Raw genomic sequence first — 19148 nt, forward strand, 5'->3', positions numbered from 1 at the left:
TTAAAAAAGCTGCAGTAACTACTATATATATCTTAATAAATGCTAAAACTTAAATTTGATAATGAAGAAAATATTATGATTGATAACAATACTAATTATTAAAAAATATACTTGTAATTTATGATAAAAATAAGTAAAATAAGAAAAAAATTTATTATAAAATTATATGCTTCAATAATATTTAAATTTTTTATTATATTATATATAATAAAAGTTATTAAATAATAAAAACGGGGATAAAGTATGAAATACAATGAAATAAACAGTGAAGGTATAGAAAAGTTGATGGATATATTCTATGCCAGAATTAGAACAAATGAGCAATTAGGACCTATATTTAATGGTGCAGTTGGTATTGATGATGCTTCTTGGGAAAGACATAAAGAAAAAATAGCCAAATTTTGGAAAACTATGCTTTTGAATGAAAGATTATATATGGGAAATCCTGTACAGCCTCATATTAATTTACTTCCTTTTGATATTAAACTTTTTGATGTTTGGCTTGATTTGTTTAAAGAATGTTTAAACGAAGTTTTTGAAGAAAAGGCTGCTAATAAATATTATGAGGTTGCAGAAAATATAGGAAGAAACTTTAAAGCTGTATTATTTCAGCAATAAATGATATTTCAAGGTGAAGGATGATTTTATAATTATTTATTATCCTTTACCTTTATACATCTATACATCTGATATATTTTTCCTGATTTTTGCTAATATAGATATGAATTTGTTTTTATCTTCATGATTTAATTCTTTTACTATATTTTCTAAAACTTGATTTTCATAATTTTCTATAATAGGTAGATCTTTTTTAGCTTTATCTGTAAGGAATAATGAAAAAGCTCTTTTATCTAGGTTATTTTCTTTTCTTATTATGAAAGATTTTATTTCTAATTTATCTATCATCGCTTTAACAGTATTCTGATCTTTATCAAGTCTTAATGATAATTCTTTTTGAGATATTCCTTCTTCTTTGGCAAGCTCCTTTAATACTATTAACTGTTCGGGTGTAATATCAAATCCATTTATTTGTTTGCCTATATACTGATATATTTTTCTTGCAGTATAACAAACATCATATCCTATATTTTTAATATTAAGCTCCTTATAAAAAATGCTATCATAAACTAATTTTATGATAGCATATATTTAATTTTTTGTTAATAATTATTGTAATTTTTTTATTTATTTAATTCTTTTTCAGCCCTTTCTATTAAAGAGTTTAAATACTTTTCCATATTTTCTTTTGACATAATAAATGGATTTTGTTCTCCTGATTTTAGACTGCCTGCTTTTTCTAAGTTAGCATATCCATTATCTGCAAATAGATGTGCTGTTAATGATACTAATGCATTTCTTGAAATAGATTCTTTTTTAAAATATTCAGCTGAAGTTTTATATTTTAATATGGAATCTCTATCTTTTGGTAATCCTGTTCCTCCCCAAAGCACGGCAGTATATTCTTTTCCTCTGAATTTTACAGGAAATATAAAAGAAGTGCATCCAGGTGTATGTCCGGGAGTTTCTAATATAGTGATGCTTGTATCTCCGAGTTTTATTATATCCTTATCTTTTGAATATATATCAACTTTTGTTTTTGGAGATCGAGGTGAATTGGCACCTGTATTTAAATTGTTCATTAAATCTGTATCTGTTTTTGTAAGCAGAACTTTAGCTCCGTATTTTTCTCTCAAATAATTAGCTCCGCCGTAATGATCTCCATGTCCATGACTTAATATAATATATTTTAAATCTTTTGGATCTAATCCGAAAACTTTAATGCCGTCTTCTATGAGTTTTGCATCTCTGTTGTCCCACATAGAATCTATTAATATTAAGCCTTCTGATGTACTTATTACCCAAGCGACAACACTCACAGAACCTATACAGTATACATTATCAAATACTTTTGTAGGTTTTAATGGGGTGTTGTCATTTAGGTAATCCATTGGAGTTTTTTCAGCTGCAAAGACTGAAAAAACTAATATTAAATAAATGAAAAAGGTTTTTTTCCAAAATGACATCAATTTTTTACCTCCTTATGTAATTTATTTGTAAATAATAGTATGTATACATATTATTGTCAATATGAATAATTCTTTTTTTATTAAAAAAATAAAAAATTATCATATTTATGATTATAATAATATTTCATATATGGTATAATAATTAAATCTTATGCTTTGGAAAGTATTATGTTAAGAAAATCATTAATTATAATTTTTCTTTTGATTACAGGTATTTTATATTCTCAGGAATCTCAGGAGCCTCCTGTAAATATACCAATAATAAAGGCTATAGCCAATAATGATATTAAGACTTTACAGAAATTGATAGAAGATGGTGCGGATGTGAATGTTAAAGATGCAGAAGGGAATACTCCGCTTATATGGGCTTCTCTTCTTGGATTGGATAAGATAGTGGAAGAATTATTATCAAGTGGTGCTGATATTAATATGGGTAATAGTTTTGGAAATACTCCTATAATGGCTGCGGTATTAGAGGGAAATAATGGTACTATAAGAACTTTAATATCAAAAGGTGCTGATTTAAATATTAAGAATAAAGACGGATGGACTGCTGTAATGTGGGCTTGTGTTAATGGGAATTTATCTGTTCTTAAAATGCTTGTCAATGCAAGGGCTGAGATTAATGTAAAAGATATTAATGGAAGCACACCTTTAATGGTGGCATCAGACAGCGGATATACTGATATAGTTAAAGAGCTTATAAAGTTAGATGTTAATGTAAATGAAAAGAATAATTTTGGAGATACTGCCATAATGATGGGAGCTATTATTGGGGATGCATCTATTGTACGAGAATTAATTAAAGCTGGTGCAAATATAGATGAAAAAGGATCTAATGGGGGAGCTGCTTTGATATATGCATCAAGGTTTGGAAGAATAGAGGTAGTGAGGGAATTATTAAAAAATAATGCAGATGTTAATATTACAGCTGATGATGGTACTTCTCCTATATTAGCTGCATGTATAGACGGACACAGTGATATTGTAAAAGAATTAATAAAAAATAATGCTGACATTAACAAGCCTGATAATGTAGGATATTGTCCATTGATAGTTTCTGCTATAGAGGATCATATAGTAATAGTTGAGGCTTTATTAAATGCGGGAGCTGATATTGAAGCGGTTACTAAAGAGGGGTATACGGCATTAATGGGGGCAGCTATTAGAGGAAACTTAGAAATGGCTCAGGTTTTGCTAGATGCAGGAGCTGATATAAATCATAAAGCACCTAATGGAAAAACGGCATTAAGCATGGCAGAAGAAAAAGAACAGGAAGAGATGGTGAATTTTTTGAAAGCCAACAATGCAAAATAAAAATTGTGAGCATCCGTTAAGTTTACTTGACGGATCTTTATAGCGAACAATTTTTATGATAGTAATTTATTATTGCTAGCTATAAACTTTATTAAAAATATCTGATAACATTATTTATTAATCTATATACTCAATTTTTTATTTTTATTAAAAGGGATTGTTTTTTATTTCTTAATAATATAATATTATGCACAATAAAAAAATGATAGGATATCAATGTTTAAAGACAGCGGCATAACAACTCAGGATTTACTTAGATCCGTAAGACAAATAGAAATAAAAACTTCAAGAATAGTGAATTCATATTTTGCAGGGCAGTATCATTCTGCTTTCAAAGGTCAGGGTATAGAGTTTGATGAAGTTAGAAAGTATACTATAGGCGATGATGTTAGAGCGATGGATTGGAAGGTTAGTGCTAGGTATAATGAGCCTTTCATAAAACGGTTTAGAGAGGAACGAGAACTTAGCGTTATAATACTTGCAGATTTTTCAGCATCCACAGATTTCGGATTCACTAAAACAAAACATAATTTAATAGTTGAGCTTAGTGCTTTGCTTAGCTTTTCAGCTTTAAAAAATAATGATAAAGTAGGACTTTTAATATTTACTGATACGGTGGAGAAATTTATTCCTTTAAATAAAGGCAAAAATCATGTTCTTAGAATAATAAGAGAGCTTATAGAGTTTACTCCTAAAAGTACGCAGACTAATGCAGCTAGTGCCTTAGAATATTTTAATAGAATACAGAAAAGAGACAGCATTACTTTTTTGATAACAGATGCCTGCTGCGAACTTCCTAAAAAGGAAATAGATATTACAAGAAAGCGTCATGATTTTATAGTATGTTTGGTTAATGATAGGCTTGAGTATCATCTTCCTAGTTTGGGAGGTACTTTGGTATTGTCTGATTTGGAAAATGATGATTATGTTTATTTCGATATGTCTAATAAAAAAATAAGAGAAGAATATCTTAATGAGCAGAATAGGATTATGGAAGAAAGACTAGATTTTTTAAAAAGAAATTCTATAGAGCGTATAATTCTTGATACTTCTAGTGATTATGTTAATGATGTAATGAAGTTTTTTGTCAAAAGAAGAAGGTAAATTTTAGGATTTATTATGACAAAAGATATGACAGTCGGAAGTCCGTTTAAAACTATAATATATTTTTCTATACCAATGCTTATAGGAGGCATATTTCAGCAATTTTATAGCGTTGCAGATACCATTATAATAGGAAAATTTGCAGGTTCTAGGGCTTTAGCTTCTATAGGTGCAACAACTTCAACTATGTTTTTCTTTTTATCATTTGCTGTAGGCTTTACGAATGCTTTTTCAATAGTTATGGGGCAGTTTTTTGGGGCTAAAAATGAGGTTATGATTAAAAGAACTTTTTTAAACTCCATCTATATAACATTGGGCAGTTCTTTAATACTTTTGATATTTGGTTTATTTTTTTCAAAGTATTTGATGATTCTTTTAAAGACTCCTCCTGATATAATAGAAAATTCTATAATTTATTTGAAAATATGCGTAGGCTTATCGTTCGGACAGCTTTTTTATAACGGTGCTGCTAGTATATTGAGAGCTTTGGGGGACAGTAAAACTCCTTTATATTTTTTAATACTTACAACTATACTCAATATTATATTAGATTTAATATTTGTTGTTTTATTAGATATGAATGTTGCCGGTGTTGCAATTGCCACTGTAATATCTCAAATGATTTCAGCTATTTTAAGCATACTATATATAGTGAAAAAATTTCCTATTTTAAAATTAAATAAAAGTGATATGGTATTCGAGTTTGATAATTTATTTATGATAATTAAAATAGGCGTATCTATGAGTATACAGGCAATATTTTTATCTATAGGTGAAATGATTATAAGCGGAGTAGTTAATACTTTTGGTACTAATGTTGTGGCATCATATACTACAGGAAATAGAATAAATCAATTTGCATCTATGGCATTTTTTGTTATTTCTGAGGCTTTTGCGGTATACACAGCACAAAATTTCGGAGCTGGTAAGATTGATAGGATAAAAGAAGGTTTTAGAAGTATAATATTACTTTCTTTATCATTGAGCGTATTGGCAGCTGTAATAATATTTTTATTTGGCGATCATTTAGTGAGAATATTTATATCTAGCAAAGATGAGTATATAGATATAATATCAGAAATATGTAAAGGCTATCTGAGAATATCTTCTTTATTCTATCCGTTTTTGGGTATAATAGTTTTATACAATAATTCTGTAAGGGCTATTGGAAAAGCATTGATTCCTTTGATATCCGGAATAACTGAACTTGTTATAAAAGTTGGCGGCTCTGTATTTTTATCAATACCATTAGGATATGTTGGAATATGGTTTGCAAATCCTGTAGGATGGGCTATAGGAATAATTCCTACTTGTATATATTTTCATAAATATGCTTTTAATAAAAAAACTAATAATATTTATTAAATTGATAATTTTATTTTCCTCTGCTGAAGAAAGATCTTATCATGAGAAAACTCCCCATTATAGCTAAAACTATATTTGGAAACCACATAGCAATAATAGGAGGTACTTTTTTACCGCCTGCTATTAATTCTGCCGCAGTAATAAGCAAATAGTATATAACAACTACTATTACAGATAGTCCGAATCCGAATCCCTTACCGCTTCTTTTTCCAACTATTCCTAAAGGAGCCCCTATCAAAACCATAAATAAACATGCAGCAGGTATAGAAATAAATTTATGAAACTCCACATAATAAAAATATGGTACAGATTCCTCAATAGCTTTTTCTTTTAAAGCTGTTAATTCTGCTGAATTGGTTTGTATATATTCATTAGAGAATGAAGTTATAGTAACGGCATTAGTATCTATGTTATGATAAGCATTTATTATCATTCCGTTTATTTGATCATCAGCAGATTTATTTGCAGCTGCTTTTGACTCATTGATTTTTTTCATTATTTCCCAAGAAGGCATTTCTCTTAATCCTCTTTCATGGGAAGTCAATGTACTTACATTTCTTACGATATTTATATCCATAGAGTCAAATACAGTATAATCATTAGATATAAATCCATATCCCGGCATTTCCTGTACAACACCATCATATAAAGTTAAAGTTACCACCTGAGCATTAGCCTCATTATTTTTCCAAAGCCCGTATTTGGCAGTGATAACTCTTTTAGTTTCGGATCTGTCGTATATTACAACATTAGACATACTTGTATCATCAGCATATTTTGAGCCTATTGATAATCCCATATCCTGAATATCAGAGAACTCTAATTTTCCTACAGCGATAGAAGGTTTGATATTAACCATATATGAAATTAATGCTCTGTATCTGTAATTAGCTTCAGACATAACAACATTGTTAAAAAATAATGAAAAACAAAATGTAATAATTCCTAATATTATAATAGGTGCGTATATTCTCATATGAGGAAATCCCAAAGCACGCATTACTATTATCTCATTATCTGAGGAAAGCCTTCCGTATCCTATGATGCTTGCCATAAGTATAGACATAGGTATTGTTATTGCTATATTAAAAGGAAGCATATATACAAATACTTCCAATGACATTAATAAAGGGGCTCCATTATTTACAATAAGTCTTATTAATTCAGGCAGAAGCTGTATTACAAATACAAATGTAAAAAATAAAATGCCAGCAAAGAAAGGTCCTATAGTTTCAATGATAATATATTTGTTAATTTTTTTCATAATTATATATAACTAATAAAAACTCCAAATACTAATATTGCTAATGATATATATAATAAATAATCACATATTATGGGAGCTATTAAAACTAAAAATGCTTTTAATGAACTTTCTATATTAAATGAGTATTTTATATTATTATAAAGTAAAATTATATAATATAACTGCAATAACAATAAAACTGCAATTTGTATAAAATATAGGGAAGAAAATCTCCCAAATATTAATGTTATAGGAAGAATAAAAATAAATATTCCATATATACCAAAACAGTTATTAATAAAAGTTGTTATATCTTTTTTATCATTATTTTTAAAAAATACTGATATTGTGAGGTTAATAACAGCTATTTTACCTATATTTGATATTGCAATATATGCTGCTAAGCCGAATGATAATATAATTAAAGTTAATATATTTGATTTAGATGCTGCTGTATATAATACTGATATAGCTATGCTTAAAGATGCAAGTAAATATATAAAGATAGAATATTCAAAATTTATAGATTTTTTTATAGCATCTTTAGGTTTTAATATGTAATAGTATATAGCTTCATGTAACTGCATTAATTTACTCCATTATAATTTGGAATATAAATATACATAGGCACTCCGATATATTTTGTATTCATTATTTCTTCATAAGGGAAAGGAATACCTGATTTAGGCTTAATAGTTTCTGAGATATTTGCAAATAGTAAATTTAGTACATCATTTTTTTCTTTAGGTTTATTTATTATATAAGGTTCTTCGTCCTCTATTCCGCCCATTTCTGCTGCAGCTTTTACAGCATCATGTAAAGTTCCTATAGAATCTATAAGCCCTATTTCTAATGCTTTTTTTCCGCTGAATACTCTGCCGTCAAATATATCTTCTCTATTACCTTTTATTTTATCTCCTCTTGACTGTTCAACAACATTTGTAAACTGTCCTACAAATTCATCTGTCATATCCTGCCAATATGCAAGCTCATCTTCTCTAGGTTCTCTGAAAGGAGACAAAGAATCTTTATTTCTTCCGCTTTTTATAGTATACATTTTTATTCCGTACTTGTCCATCAATTCTGATATATTAAAGAATTGAGATATAACACCTATACTTCCTGTGAGAGTAGATTCATTAGCATATATTTTATCTGCTATCATTGATATATAGTATCCTCCGCTTGCTGCCATTGATCTGAAAGATGCTACTATTGGTTTAGGATACTTTTCTTTTAATTCCTGTAAATATTTTAAAGCTTCCTCACATGAGGTTAAAGATCCTCCGGGACTATCAACCTGAAGCACAATAGCCTTAACTTTTGGATGCTGCATATAATATTCAAAATCTGAAATAAGCTCTTCTGTTACTGAAGGATATTCCATACCTAAACTATTTTTTCTTTTTATATGGGTTATAACTCCGTTTAAATCTACTATTGCTATTCCATCTTTCAAAGAGGTTTTCGATTGCACAGAAGAATTAATATTTACTGATATATTTTTATTTTCATTTTTTAAAAATATACTTGCTGCTCCTACAATTATTGATATTATTATTAGTAATGTAAATATTAACTCTCTTTTGCTGCTTTTTTCTTTTTTGATTTCATTCTTTTTATCTGCGATGTATTCTTTTTCGTTACTGTCTTCTTGATTCTCTTTTTCTTCTTCGTATGACATTTTGTTTTCTCCTTATTATTATCTTCTATTTCTATGTTTTCTATATTTTCTATATTGTTTTTAGAAATATTATTATTTTCATCGTTAATATGTGATTGTTCTATAATATGCTGTTGTTCTATATAGACATGATCCATATATAAACATACAAATATCACAGGTTCTCTGCCTATTATCTGAATAAATTTTTTTCGCAGAGCTTCTCGTACTTCATATTTTATAGTAGAAGGAGTTCTTTTATTTCTATTTAATAATTTTCTAACTGCTTCTATTGCTGAGTTTATTCCTTCTTCCCTTAATTGTTCAGTTTTATTTATAATGCCCTCTTTTTCTCCGCCTGTATATGTAAAGCCTTTACTTTCTAAATCAACTTTTATATCATATTGTCCTGCAGCATTTTTCTTTGCTACAACATTGGCAACTACTACTCCGTTAAGAGATAATTGTTCTCTGTCATAGAATATACTTTCCTCCAAATCTCCTACACCTTTTCCATCAACATATATATTTCTTATCTCTATAGGCTCTGTAATTTTTGCTTCTAAAGTTTCATCTATTTCAAGTACATCTCCATTATAAAGCAGGAATCCTTTAGTATCTAATCCATTTAAATTTTCAACTAATTTTATATGAGTAATTAAATGTCTTTTCTCACCATGTATAGGAACAAAATATTTAGGTTTTACTAATCTATACATTAACTTTAAATCTTCGCTAGAAGCATGTCCTGATACATGAAGAAGTTTTTTATCTTCGCCGACCATTTTAGCACCGAGATCAAACAGATTATTTATCATTCTAGTAACTGCCATTTCATTTCCCGGTATAACGCTTGATGAGAATATAACCATATCTCCGTCTTCTACTTTTATATGTTTATGAGCTTCTGCCGCTATAAGCGATAATGAGGAATAAGGTTCTCCCTGAGTTCCTGTAGTTATGCATACTATTTTTTCTCTAGGATATCTGTTTATTTTGTCTATTGGTATAACTATATCATAAAGATTTAAATATCCCATATCCTGAGCAATTTTAGTAAACTTTATTAAACTTCTTCCTGAAAATGCTACGAATTTATTATTAACTTTTGCAGCAGTTACTAAATCCTGTATTCGCTCTATACTGCTTGCAAATACTGCAACGATAATCATTCCGTCTTCATAAGCGAATAGGGGAGTCATATTATTTTGAACAACGCTTTCACTCATAGAAAAACCTTCTCTCTGACAGTTTGTAGAATCTGCCAGCATAAGAAGAACTCCATTTTCTCCGTATTCAGCGAATTTATAAAGATCTATAAATTTATCTGTTGTAGGGTTTAAATCTATTTTGAAATCTCCTGTATGTATTATAACTCCAAGAGGTGTTGTTATTGCTATTCCAACTCCGTCAGGTATACTATGATTTACCCTTATAAACTCTATATCAAAATTCATTCCTAATTGTATTTTATTTCTAGGTTCAACTTCATGCAGCTTTGTGTTTTTGTATTCATTTTTATAATCGTTTAATTTAGCTCTTAAAAAAGCCAAAGTAAGTCTTGAACCGTATATAGGAATATCAGGAAATTTTCTAAGGAAATGGGGTATAGCTCCTATATGATCTTCATGACCATGTGTAAGTATAAGTCCTATTATATTTTTATCTTCTAAATATGAAGTATCTGGAATAACATAATCTATACCGAGCATGTGATATCTTGGAAACATAAATCCGCAGTCTACTATTAAAAGTTCATTTCCATATTCTATAACAGTCATATTCATACCTATTTCTTGTACTCCGCCAAGAGGTATGATTCTTATTTTATCATTATTATTCATTCATTAACTACTTTTATTGAAATTACTATAACAAAATTCAAGTTTATTTTTTATTTTAACTATAATCAAAATTAAGTCAAGTTATAATTTAATAGATAAATTAGTTTAAAATCATAATGCGTAAATCATATTCAGACTTACGCATTAAAGATATAGGTAGAAGATTATAATAACTATTGCTGATTATTCAATATCATTCCGTTTTTTATTATAAAAATATTCTTTCCGTCAGATACTATTGATAAAGCATCTTCCTGATTATTATCCATAGCCGATACATAATCATATCCGCCGAATTCTCTTCTTATAGAATTATTTTTATTCATTATAAAGTAATAATGTTTTCCAAGTCTTTCTCCTGTAAATGCAAATGAATCTCCTAAAAACTTAAATGAAGTTATTCTGTTATAAGAAGGACTCTCAAAGTCATTAGCTATTATATATTCTCTATTGTTCATAGAAGCATTATAAACTAAACTATTATTTGTAGAGAAATATATATCATTTACTTTATCAAAGTTTCTAGGAAGCCTTTTTCCATTAACTATCAAAAATGATACATTATTTGTCTGTGCTGAGTATGCGAATATTGTACTGTCAAGAGAGTATTTATAATTATGTATCATATCATAATTAGTAGTCATATTACCGCCTACATACAACTGCATAGTATTATTGGTATTAATATTGATAAATACTAATGTTTTACCGTCAGGTGAGAATGACATATTAGTTACTGAATTAAACTCTCCATAATTTCTTCCATTAGCTATAACGCTTGTCATTATAAATTCATTACTGATAATTGAATTTGTAAATTCTGGTGCTGCTGGAAGCTCTGTTAATTCATTGTATCTTATATTTGTTATTACATTTGTCACAACCATTAAAGCTATAGTATTGGATTGTCCTTTTACTGTGATACCTTCTTCATTTGTATAGACACTGATATTTGAAAGATTATAATTTGTTACTGTTGTTGTATTGGTAACTATTTCATTAGTCATATTATTAGCATTTGTAATAAAACTATTTGAAATTGAATCATTTGAACTAATCATATTTGTTGAATTAGTATTCATTTCAGGCATAGCTTTTACTGCATAGGCTATACTGTTATTATTGAATGAAGCTAAATCATCTACTAATCTAAAACTTTCACTATATGTACTTCCTGTAAATATAACAGCATTTCCTTCATTTTCTACAACATATACTATATTGTTTCCTTCATTTGAAAATTTAAGTCTGTCTGCTTTGGCTGACACCTCTTTTTCTTCTCCGTTAATATTTACAAAATACTGTCCGTCTCTTGAATAAGAAAAAGCGTAAGAATTATCATTAATAACACTGTCATATAATTCAGAGTACTGTACTTTAGCTTCTCCGTTTATAACGGCTACTCCATAATTCATTAATCTTGCAAATACGATAGAATTATTTCCTGAGAAAATTTCTCTTTCTATAGAATCAAATTCCTGTTCAACATTTCCATATATTAAAACCCACATATCTTTGCCAAGAGAAGTTTTCAGCATAGTTGCAATTAAAGTTCCATTAGGAAGTATTTTTATACTGCCGGCATCTTTATAACCGGTTAATCTGGCATTTTTATATATTATATCAAAAGTTTTTCCAGAATTAGCAGTATTTTTTTCTATTATGACTGCATAATTTGTTTCTGATAAAATATATGAATTATTTAGTTTTTCTCCGATTTGAAATGTGTATATTTGAGTGAAGCCTCTTGCACATAATAAAAGAAATACTATAGATATAATGTATAACTTTTTCATAATAATTCCCGCTGCTAATATTATATATTTTTTTATATATTCGGAACTATTATACTCTAAAATTAATAATTATGTATAATTATATGCTTAAAAAAAATAAAATTTTGACGAATATTTTTCAGAGTTATTTTAAATTTGGAGGCTATATGAAATACGACTATATAATTATAATCATTTTTACTTTACTTGTATCATGCAAATCTGCTGAAAAAACTGTTTCTATCAATAATGATATCAATTTTAATGAAGGCTGGGTTAATGAGAATAAATTTATAGCTACTTCTATAGGATATCCTAATGGTTATGCAGTAACTAAAGATGAAATTGAAACAAGTGCCTTTAATGCTGCATTAGCATTATCAAAAGTAAAAATAGAAAATGCTTTTGCAAAAGAACTTCCAAATAATAAATATGAAAATGATGAGTTAAAAAATATAGTAGAAAAATATATAAAAGTAGAATATTCAAGTTTTGTTGATGATAGATATTGTCAGATAAAGACAACTGTAGAATATAATAACTTATTGGGACTTCTTAGGGATGGGAATATAGAAAAAATATTAAATTAGCTTTACAATTTTTTTACTTTTCTCTGTTTATAAAGTTTTAATAAATAATTATATTAAAAAAGGGGAAGATGTATGAGTCTTAAAAAAGTGTTATTTTTGGTAGCTATAGTTCTTTTTGCAGCTAGCTTATTCTTGTTTGCTCAAGGAAAAGTTGATTTAGCTAAAGTACCTGATGGTACATATTTAGGAAATTACAAAGCTACTTATAAAACAAGACAAGGAGACTATCAAGCTAAAGTTACTGTTGCAGGCGGTAAATTAACTAAAGTTGTGTTAACAAAATGTGCACATAGTTCTGGACCTGCAAGAGGAAAAGCTGCTTATGATAAAATGATCGCAGCTAACAATATTTATGTTGATGGCGTAAGCGGTGCTACTTGGGCTGCCTTAGTAGAAGATGCTTTAACTAAATTAACTCCTGCTAAGTAATTAAATTAATAAGAAATTTACTAACCCTAGCGTATCTAATATTTTTAGATACGCTTTTTTATTATTTTAAAAATTATATTTTTTCATTTTATATTGATACTTCTAGTATATCTATTATAATTTTACCAATTATTAATTTTATTGCATTTTGATTAATTGGATTATTTTATATGAGTTTAGAAAATAAATTAAAATCTTCAATATTAGGTCTTGCTGTAGGAGATGCTTTAGGGGTACCTTATGAATTTATGTCAAGGGATATTATTAAAAAGAATCCTTGCAAAGATATGATTGGAAACGGTACTCATAATAAAAAAGCCGGTACTTGGTCTGACGATACTAGTTTAACATTATGTTTACTTGATAATTTGAATAACAAAGATATAAATTATAATAATATTATGAATAGTTTTATGTTATGGTATAATAGTGGAGAGTATACTGCTGACGGAAATACATTTGATGTAGGAATAACAACAAGAGAGGCTATAAATAATTATAAAGATGGAAAAAATCCTATAAAATGCGGATTATCTGATGAATACAGTAATGGTAATGGTTCTTTGATGAGAATACTGCCAATAGCCTTTTATATAAAGAAATATTTTGATTGTGAATTATTTGGAGATGATGAAGTGATGAATATAATATATAATGTTTCTTCATTGACTCATTCTCATAAAAGAAGTTTGATAGCATGTGTAATATATACTGCTATAGCATTAAATTTAATAAATGACATGAGTATTGAAGAAGCTATTAGTAAGGGATTAAAAGATTCTTATAACTATTATAAAAATGAAAAAGAGCTTGATTATTATAAAAGAATATTTGATTCTGATTTTAAAAAACTTTATGAAAAAGAAATAAAAAGCAGCGGATATGTTGTTCATACATTGGAAGCTTCTATATGGATATTATTAAATACTTTAAATTATAAGGATGCTGTATTAAAGGCTGTTAATTTAGGAGATGATACTGATACTACTGCAGCAGCTACCGGCGGACTTGCAGGTTTATATTATGGTATAGACAATATACCAAGTAAATGGATTGATACTTTAATTAATAAAGAATTGATAATAAATATTTGCAGTAAATTTTTTGAGTAATTATATTTATTGGATTTAATATGATAAAAAATAATTTTTCTATAGTATATAAAATAATAATAATTATAGTTGGTATTTTTGCGGTGCTTCATGGATTTTTTTATGATAATTTTAAACTTGATATAGAAACTGCATACTACTTCACATATCAAAGCAATATACTTGTTATTGTATATTTTATTTTAGACATTTTAAATATTATAAAGAAAAAAGAAACATTTTATCCAAGATTTAAAGGTGCAGTTACAATGTCTATAACGGTTACATTTTTGGTATATCATTTTTTATTAAGTCCTACAGCTGATAAATATATTGGATTTGCATATATAAGAAATTTGACAGTTCATTATATAGTGCCTGTTATGACTATTTTTGATTATATAATTTTTGATAAGAAAGGCATTTATAAAGTAATAGATCCTATTCTTTGGCTTATAATACCGATTTTATATTTTGTATTTATACTTATAAGGGCTAGAGTAGGAAGTTCTTTTTCAGATGGAAGTTATTATCCTTACTTTTTTGTTGATATAGATAAATACGGACTTAAAACAGTATTAAGAAATGTATTTTTTATTACTTTGTTTTTTGCACTTTTAGGATATATTGAATATTTTATTGACAGGTTATTTAATAAAGTATTTAATAAAAATAATAGATAATTTTATTTATTGTTATATAGTCATAGTATATATAAAAAATTTAATAAACGAATGCCATACTTCTAAAATATTTCATTCTAAAATAATAAGAAACTTTTTGATATAATTAAATAAAATTATTTTTAAAGCAGCAGATAAAAAAATGTATAATTATTTAAATATTAATTAATTTCCTTGTTTAATTCATATACAAAAAAGTGTCAGAATTTGTCATACCTGTAGATTATAATTAAATTAAAAAGTTAAAAGGATATAATACTTATGTAAGAATTAAACATACAAAATAAAAAATATATTATACAATATAAATACCTAAAAGGAGAATAATATGGGAATATTCAAAAAATTATTTGAAAAGTTTGATGGTGTGATAATAAGTGATGATTTAGCAGATTTCGATAGTAATAATGATGTCGAGTATGACAAAAAGAAACGTGAAAAATTAGAATTCCTTAGAAGTGAAAGAGAGTATTACAAAATTGAACTCGAAAAAGAAAAAAATAAACCTAAAAAATCGGTGATTCGTATCTGGGATTTAGAATGTAAATTAGATGAAATTGAAAATATCATAATTAAAGAACTTAAAAAATAATTTGATTTCATAAAAAAGATATAATAAATATATTCTTTATTATATCTTTATTTTTGATAAGTTATATATCATAATTAGTTCTTTTTGAAGGACATGGAACATAGGCACGCTTCGCGAGGTGGACTTCTTCGGTACACAGATCGTGAAATGATAGTATGATTCTCATAGCTAGTCCCCAAAAATATTAAAAACATAAAAACTAATTTTTGACAAACTTAAAAATTGTCAGTATAAACAAAAGGTAATAAATGAATGCCATACTTATAAAATATTGCATCATAAAATAATAAAAAACTTTTGACTTTATAGAATAGTTTTTTAATTCATGATTAAAATATTTTTAATAATTTCTGTATAAATATTATTAAAAATATTTTTGACAATTATATTTTTGCTAGTATAATTAACTCATTAAATAAAAATAAAGTATTGGGTTTTATTATGAATTTTTATGATAATAGTTATTCATCTAAAAGAAATGTAGTTTTTGGAAAGAATATTGTTTCTACAAGCAATATACTAGCTTCAGAGGCTGGAATTGAGATTATAAAAAAAGGAGGTAATGCTGTTGATGCTGCAATTGCCTCTGCTGCCGCACTTACTGTTGCTGAACCTACTTCAAACGGACTTGGAGGGGACGCTTTTGCTATAATAAATTTTGAAAATAAAATGTATGCTATTAATGGAAGCGGATTTTCTCCAAAGAATTTGGATGTTGATAAAATATTGTCATGTAATTTTGATAAAATGCCTTTATATGGAGTTATTCCTGTAACTGTTGGAGGCATTCCAGCAGTTTGGGCTTCTCTTATAAAAAAATTCGGTAAATTAAAACTTATTGATGTGCTTGAACCTGCTATTAGATATGCAAAAGAAGGATATGCCATTCAGCCTCAAGCAGCTCTTGATTGGAAAGAGGCTTATAATATGTATTTGAATGCTTCTGATAATTTAAAAAAAGAAGAGTTTAAATATTGGTTCGATATTTTTACATTTAATGGAAAAACTCCAGAACTTGGAGAGATAGTTAAACTTCCATATTATGCTAAGACTTTATATGATATAGGCAAAACAGATGCAGAGTGCATTTACAGAGGAGAATATGCTGAAAAAATAGATGCATTCATGAAAAAATACGGAGGATATTTATCTAAAGAGGATTTAAATGAATATTATCCAGAGTTTGTTGCTCCTATAACTACTAATTATAGAGGTTATGATATTTATGAAATTCCTCCAAACGGACATGGTATTACTGTACTTATGACTTTAAATATTTTATCAAATTTTGATTTTAATAATTTAAGCGAATTAGAAAAAGTGCATTATCAAATAGAGGCTTTAAAATTAGCTTTTACAGATACTAAAAAATATGTAGCCGATATTAATTATATGAAAACTTCTATAGAAGAAATGCTTTCAAAAGAGTATGCTAAAAAAAGAGCTTCACTTATAAATAAAAACAGAGCATTAGAGCCTATAAATCATATATTCTCATCAGGGGACACTGTATATTTAGCAGCTTCTGACAGTTACGGTAATATGGTTTCATATATACAAAGTAATTATACAGCATTCGGTTCTGGTATAGTAATTCCAGAAACAGGCATCGCTTTGCAAAATAGGGGGGCTAATTTTTCATTGGATCCTAATTCTGACAATTTTTTAGCAGCCCATAAAAAGCCTTATCACACTATAATACCAGCCTTTATATGCAAAGATTCAAAACCTTATGGGGCATTAGGTGTAATGGGGGCTTTTATGCAGCCTCAGGGACATGTTCAGGTAATAAGTAATTTGATAGATTATGATTTAAATCCGCAGTCAGCATTAGATAAGCCTAGATGGCAATGGGTGGGGGATAAAAATATAGAGTTAGAATATAATTTTGATAATAATATTTATAAAGAACTTTCATCACTTGGACATAATATAATAAAAAAAGATTATATTACATATTTTGGGTATTTCGGACGCGGACAGGTTATATTAAAAAATGATAATGATGTTTATTTTGCAGGTTGCGACGGAAGAACAGATTCTGGTATTGCTGTATTTTAAAAGGCAAACGGATATAAATCAATTACTATGATAACTCACTAAATAATAAACTAATTTAACTGTTTTAATATAGTCTATAGAATGCTTTACAAAATATATTGGTACAATTTAATTATTTATATATTGTAAGAGATATTAAATATATAAGAAAATTAGTTATAAATAGTTTTGAAATAAATGAAATATAGTATAGTATTATATATTATTATTTATTTTTAAGGAGAAAAGATGTCTAAAAATAATAGAAAAGATTTGGCTAAAAGTATAATAGATGCTTGCTTAAGTATGAGAAAAGACGGCGTTAATCAGGGAACTGCCGGTAATATTAGTATTAGATATAAAGATGGTATGCTTATTACACCTTCTGGTATGCCTTATGAGATTATGACTCCGGATGATATTGTTTTTGTTGATGAAAATGGAAATCATGAAAAAGATAAAATTCCTTCAAGTGAATGGAGATTTCATTTATCAATACTTAAAGATAATCCTAATTTTAATGCAGTAATACACAATCATGCTGTTTATTCTTCTATGGTTTCTATATTAAATATAGATTATATACCTGCTATTCATTATATGGTAGGTGTTGCCGGAGGAAATAAGATTCCTTGTGCTAAATATGCTACTTACGGTACTCAGGAGCTATGCGACAATATATCTGAAGTTATGAATGGATATAAGGCTTGTATATTAAAAAATCATGGACTTCTTGCTGCTGATGAAACTTTACCTAAAGCATATCATGTAATGATGGAAGTTGAAAATTTAGCAAGATTATATATGGGCGTAAGAGCAATAGGTGATTATTCAGTTTTATCTGATTCTGAAATGGAAATAGTTTTAGATAAGTTCAATAATTACGGCTTGAATGTTAAGCATAAGAATAAAACAAAAGCAAAGACTAAAAAATAAATTTTTTTTAAGTATAAATAATATATAAAATAAAAAGTCATTTTTATGTATAGATTATTTTAAATTAAACAATTTATTTTTATTTTCAAAGATTATAAAAATATGCCTTAGCTGATATATGTACATGCGTAAATATTGTAGATGTAACATTAGATTATATTATAGTTTTATATTAAGAAGACTTATTAAATAATTATGAATTGATTATTCTTAGACTTCATTAAAAGGCTGTATGTTATTTTTATGCATGCGGCCTGTTTTATAATTTTAATAAATTTAATTTCGATTTATATTATTTGATTTTTTATACACATTACATTAATAAATCATCATATTTTTTTGCATAGTTAAAATTATCCTATAAGTTTTATATATATTATCAAATACTAAATTCCTTATTATTTTTTATTCTAGAAAAAAAATTCTCTTCTTCTATAGATTTATTA

General features: G+C 27.3%; 18 protein-coding genes. 11 read left to right on the forward strand and 7 right to left on the reverse strand.

Going from position 1 to position 19148, the window contains the following annotated elements; translation table 11 throughout:
* Positions 1-243: 243 nt before the first annotated feature.
* Positions 244-618 (forward strand): group III truncated hemoglobin, encoded by a 375-nt coding sequence (locus BHAMNSH16_RS12655; protein ID WP_008730325.1) that lies wholly within the window; start codon positions 244-246, stop codon positions 616-618.
* A gap of 60 nt (positions 619-678) precedes the next feature.
* Here the strand turns inward: BHAMNSH16_RS12655 and BHAMNSH16_RS14815 are convergent, their stop codons facing one another.
* On the reverse strand, positions 679-1149 hold the full coding sequence (locus BHAMNSH16_RS14815; protein WP_346190256.1) for a MarR family winged helix-turn-helix transcriptional regulator: 471 nt from the start codon (positions 1147-1149) through the stop codon (positions 679-681).
* A 32-nt stretch (positions 1150-1181) separates the two neighbouring features.
* Positions 1182-2024, reverse strand: coding sequence for an MBL fold metallo-hydrolase (locus BHAMNSH16_RS12665; RefSeq protein ID WP_008730301.1), 843 nt, complete (start codon positions 2022-2024; stop codon positions 1182-1184).
* Positions 2025-2195: 171 nt separating this feature from the next.
* Between BHAMNSH16_RS12665 and BHAMNSH16_RS12670 the strand changes: the two genes are divergently transcribed.
* The 3 genes from BHAMNSH16_RS12670 to BHAMNSH16_RS12680 all read left to right on the forward strand — a co-directional run bounded on the left by BHAMNSH16_RS12670 (position 2196) and on the right by BHAMNSH16_RS12680 (position 5813).
* Complete coding sequence (locus BHAMNSH16_RS12670) at positions 2196-3344, forward strand: ankyrin repeat domain-containing protein (protein WP_008730303.1); 1149 nt, start codon at positions 2196-2198, stop codon at positions 3342-3344.
* A 216-nt stretch (positions 3345-3560) separates the two neighbouring features.
* Entirely contained in the window at positions 3561-4448 is an 888-nt protein-coding gene (locus BHAMNSH16_RS12675) for a DUF58 domain-containing protein (protein ID WP_008730305.1), read from the forward strand.
* A gap of 15 nt (positions 4449-4463) precedes the next feature.
* Entirely contained in the window at positions 4464-5813 is a 1350-nt protein-coding gene (locus tag BHAMNSH16_RS12680; RefSeq protein ID WP_008730309.1) for an MATE family efflux transporter, read from the forward strand.
* A 10-nt stretch (positions 5814-5823) separates the two neighbouring features.
* Here the strand turns inward: BHAMNSH16_RS12680 and BHAMNSH16_RS12685 are convergent, their stop codons facing one another.
* The 5 genes from BHAMNSH16_RS12685 to BHAMNSH16_RS12705 all read right to left on the reverse strand — a co-directional run bounded on the left by BHAMNSH16_RS12685 (position 5824) and on the right by BHAMNSH16_RS12705 (position 12362).
* Complete coding sequence (locus tag BHAMNSH16_RS12685) at positions 5824-7077, reverse strand: LptF/LptG family permease (RefSeq protein WP_069732011.1); 1254 nt, start codon at positions 7075-7077, stop codon at positions 5824-5826.
* Positions 7078-7079: 2 nt separating this feature from the next.
* Positions 7080-7646 (reverse strand): hypothetical protein, encoded by a 567-nt coding sequence (locus BHAMNSH16_RS12690; protein ID WP_039954742.1) that lies wholly within the window; start codon positions 7644-7646, stop codon positions 7080-7082.
* Entirely contained in the window at positions 7646-8743 is a 1098-nt protein-coding gene (sppA, locus tag BHAMNSH16_RS12695; RefSeq protein ID WP_206193854.1) for a signal peptide peptidase SppA, read from the reverse strand. The genes BHAMNSH16_RS12690 and sppA overlap by 1 nt, the downstream gene beginning before the upstream one ends.
* Entirely contained in the window at positions 8635-10566 is a 1932-nt protein-coding gene (locus tag BHAMNSH16_RS12700; RefSeq protein ID WP_069732012.1) for a ribonuclease J, read from the reverse strand. Before BHAMNSH16_RS12700 ends, sppA begins: the two co-directional genes overlap by 109 nt.
* A gap of 173 nt (positions 10567-10739) precedes the next feature.
* Positions 10740-12362 carry a hypothetical protein gene (locus tag BHAMNSH16_RS12705; protein ID WP_008730315.1) on the reverse strand — a complete coding sequence of 541 codons (1623 nt, stop codon included), beginning with the start codon at positions 12360-12362 and terminating at the stop codon, positions 10740-10742.
* Positions 12363-12508: 146 nt separating this feature from the next.
* Here BHAMNSH16_RS12705 and BHAMNSH16_RS12710 point away from each other — a divergent pair, with 146 nt between their 5' ends.
* The 7 genes from BHAMNSH16_RS12710 to BHAMNSH16_RS12740 all read left to right on the forward strand — a co-directional run bounded on the left by BHAMNSH16_RS12710 (position 12509) and on the right by BHAMNSH16_RS12740 (position 18702).
* Complete coding sequence (locus tag BHAMNSH16_RS12710) at positions 12509-12931, forward strand: hypothetical protein (protein ID WP_069732013.1); 423 nt, start codon at positions 12509-12511, stop codon at positions 12929-12931.
* Positions 12932-13003: 72 nt separating this feature from the next.
* Complete coding sequence (locus BHAMNSH16_RS12715; protein WP_008730317.1) at positions 13004-13360, forward strand: FMN-binding protein; 357 nt, start codon at positions 13004-13006, stop codon at positions 13358-13360.
* A 170-nt stretch (positions 13361-13530) separates the two neighbouring features.
* On the forward strand, positions 13531-14472 hold the full coding sequence (locus BHAMNSH16_RS12720) for an ADP-ribosylglycohydrolase family protein (protein WP_069732014.1): 942 nt from the start codon (positions 13531-13533) through the stop codon (positions 14470-14472).
* Between the two features lie 20 nt (positions 14473-14492).
* Complete coding sequence (locus BHAMNSH16_RS12725) at positions 14493-15134, forward strand: Pr6Pr family membrane protein (RefSeq protein ID WP_069732015.1); 642 nt, start codon at positions 14493-14495, stop codon at positions 15132-15134.
* Between the two features lie 328 nt (positions 15135-15462).
* Positions 15463-15726, forward strand: coding sequence for a hypothetical protein (locus tag BHAMNSH16_RS12730; RefSeq protein ID WP_069732016.1), 264 nt, complete (start codon positions 15463-15465; stop codon positions 15724-15726).
* A gap of 441 nt (positions 15727-16167) precedes the next feature.
* Positions 16168-17787: a gamma-glutamyltransferase family protein gene (locus tag BHAMNSH16_RS12735; RefSeq protein ID WP_008726807.1), complete on the forward strand. Its 1620-nt coding sequence runs from the start codon at positions 16168-16170 to the stop codon at positions 17785-17787.
* Positions 17788-18015: 228 nt separating this feature from the next.
* Positions 18016-18702, forward strand: coding sequence for an L-fuculose-phosphate aldolase (locus tag BHAMNSH16_RS12740; protein ID WP_008726808.1), 687 nt, complete (start codon positions 18016-18018; stop codon positions 18700-18702).
* The last annotated feature ends 446 nt before the right edge of the window (positions 18703-19148 follow it).

The organism is Brachyspira hampsonii, assembly GCF_002214805.1.
Taxonomy (GTDB): Bacteria; Spirochaetota; Brachyspiria; order Brachyspirales; family Brachyspiraceae; genus Brachyspira; species Brachyspira hampsonii.

What these genes read in the sequence shown, in the direction of transcription:
- BHAMNSH16_RS12655 (WP_008730325.1), top strand. Translation starts at nt 244, where the DNA reads ATGAAATACAATGAAATAAACAGTGAAGGTATAGAAAAGTTGATGGAT.
- BHAMNSH16_RS12685 (WP_069732011.1), bottom strand. Translation starts at nt 7,077, where the DNA reads ATGAAAAAAATTAACAAATATATTATCATTGAAACTATAGGACCTTTC.
- BHAMNSH16_RS12730 (WP_069732016.1), top strand. Translation starts at nt 15,463, where the DNA reads ATGGGAATATTCAAAAAATTATTTGAAAAGTTTGATGGTGTGATAATA.
- BHAMNSH16_RS12720 (WP_069732014.1), top strand. Translation starts at nt 13,531, where the DNA reads ATGAGTTTAGAAAATAAATTAAAATCTTCAATATTAGGTCTTGCTGTA.
- BHAMNSH16_RS12705 (WP_008730315.1), bottom strand. Translation starts at nt 12,362, where the DNA reads ATGAAAAAGTTATACATTATATCTATAGTATTTCTTTTATTATGTGCA.
- BHAMNSH16_RS12715 (WP_008730317.1), top strand. Translation starts at nt 13,004, where the DNA reads ATGAGTCTTAAAAAAGTGTTATTTTTGGTAGCTATAGTTCTTTTTGCA.
- BHAMNSH16_RS12690 (WP_039954742.1), bottom strand. Translation starts at nt 7,646, where the DNA reads ATGCAGTTACATGAAGCTATATACTATTACATATTAAAACCTAAAGAT.
- BHAMNSH16_RS12740 (WP_008726808.1), top strand. Translation starts at nt 18,016, where the DNA reads ATGTCTAAAAATAATAGAAAAGATTTGGCTAAAAGTATAATAGATGCT.
- BHAMNSH16_RS12725 (WP_069732015.1), top strand. Translation starts at nt 14,493, where the DNA reads ATGATAAAAAATAATTTTTCTATAGTATATAAAATAATAATAATTATA.
- BHAMNSH16_RS12735 (WP_008726807.1), top strand. Translation starts at nt 16,168, where the DNA reads ATGAATTTTTATGATAATAGTTATTCATCTAAAAGAAATGTAGTTTTT.
- BHAMNSH16_RS12675 (WP_008730305.1), top strand. Translation starts at nt 3,561, where the DNA reads ATGTTTAAAGACAGCGGCATAACAACTCAGGATTTACTTAGATCCGTA.
- BHAMNSH16_RS12710 (WP_069732013.1), top strand. Translation starts at nt 12,509, where the DNA reads ATGAAATACGACTATATAATTATAATCATTTTTACTTTACTTGTATCA.
- BHAMNSH16_RS12680 (WP_008730309.1), top strand. Translation starts at nt 4,464, where the DNA reads ATGACAAAAGATATGACAGTCGGAAGTCCGTTTAAAACTATAATATAT.
- BHAMNSH16_RS12670 (WP_008730303.1), top strand. Translation starts at nt 2,196, where the DNA reads ATGTTAAGAAAATCATTAATTATAATTTTTCTTTTGATTACAGGTATT.
- BHAMNSH16_RS12665 (WP_008730301.1), bottom strand. Translation starts at nt 2,024, where the DNA reads ATGTCATTTTGGAAAAAAACCTTTTTCATTTATTTAATATTAGTTTTT.
- BHAMNSH16_RS12700 (WP_069732012.1), bottom strand. Translation starts at nt 10,566, where the DNA reads ATGAATAATAATGATAAAATAAGAATCATACCTCTTGGCGGAGTACAA.
- sppA (WP_206193854.1), bottom strand. Translation starts at nt 8,743, where the DNA reads ATGTCATACGAAGAAGAAAAAGAGAATCAAGAAGACAGTAACGAAAAA.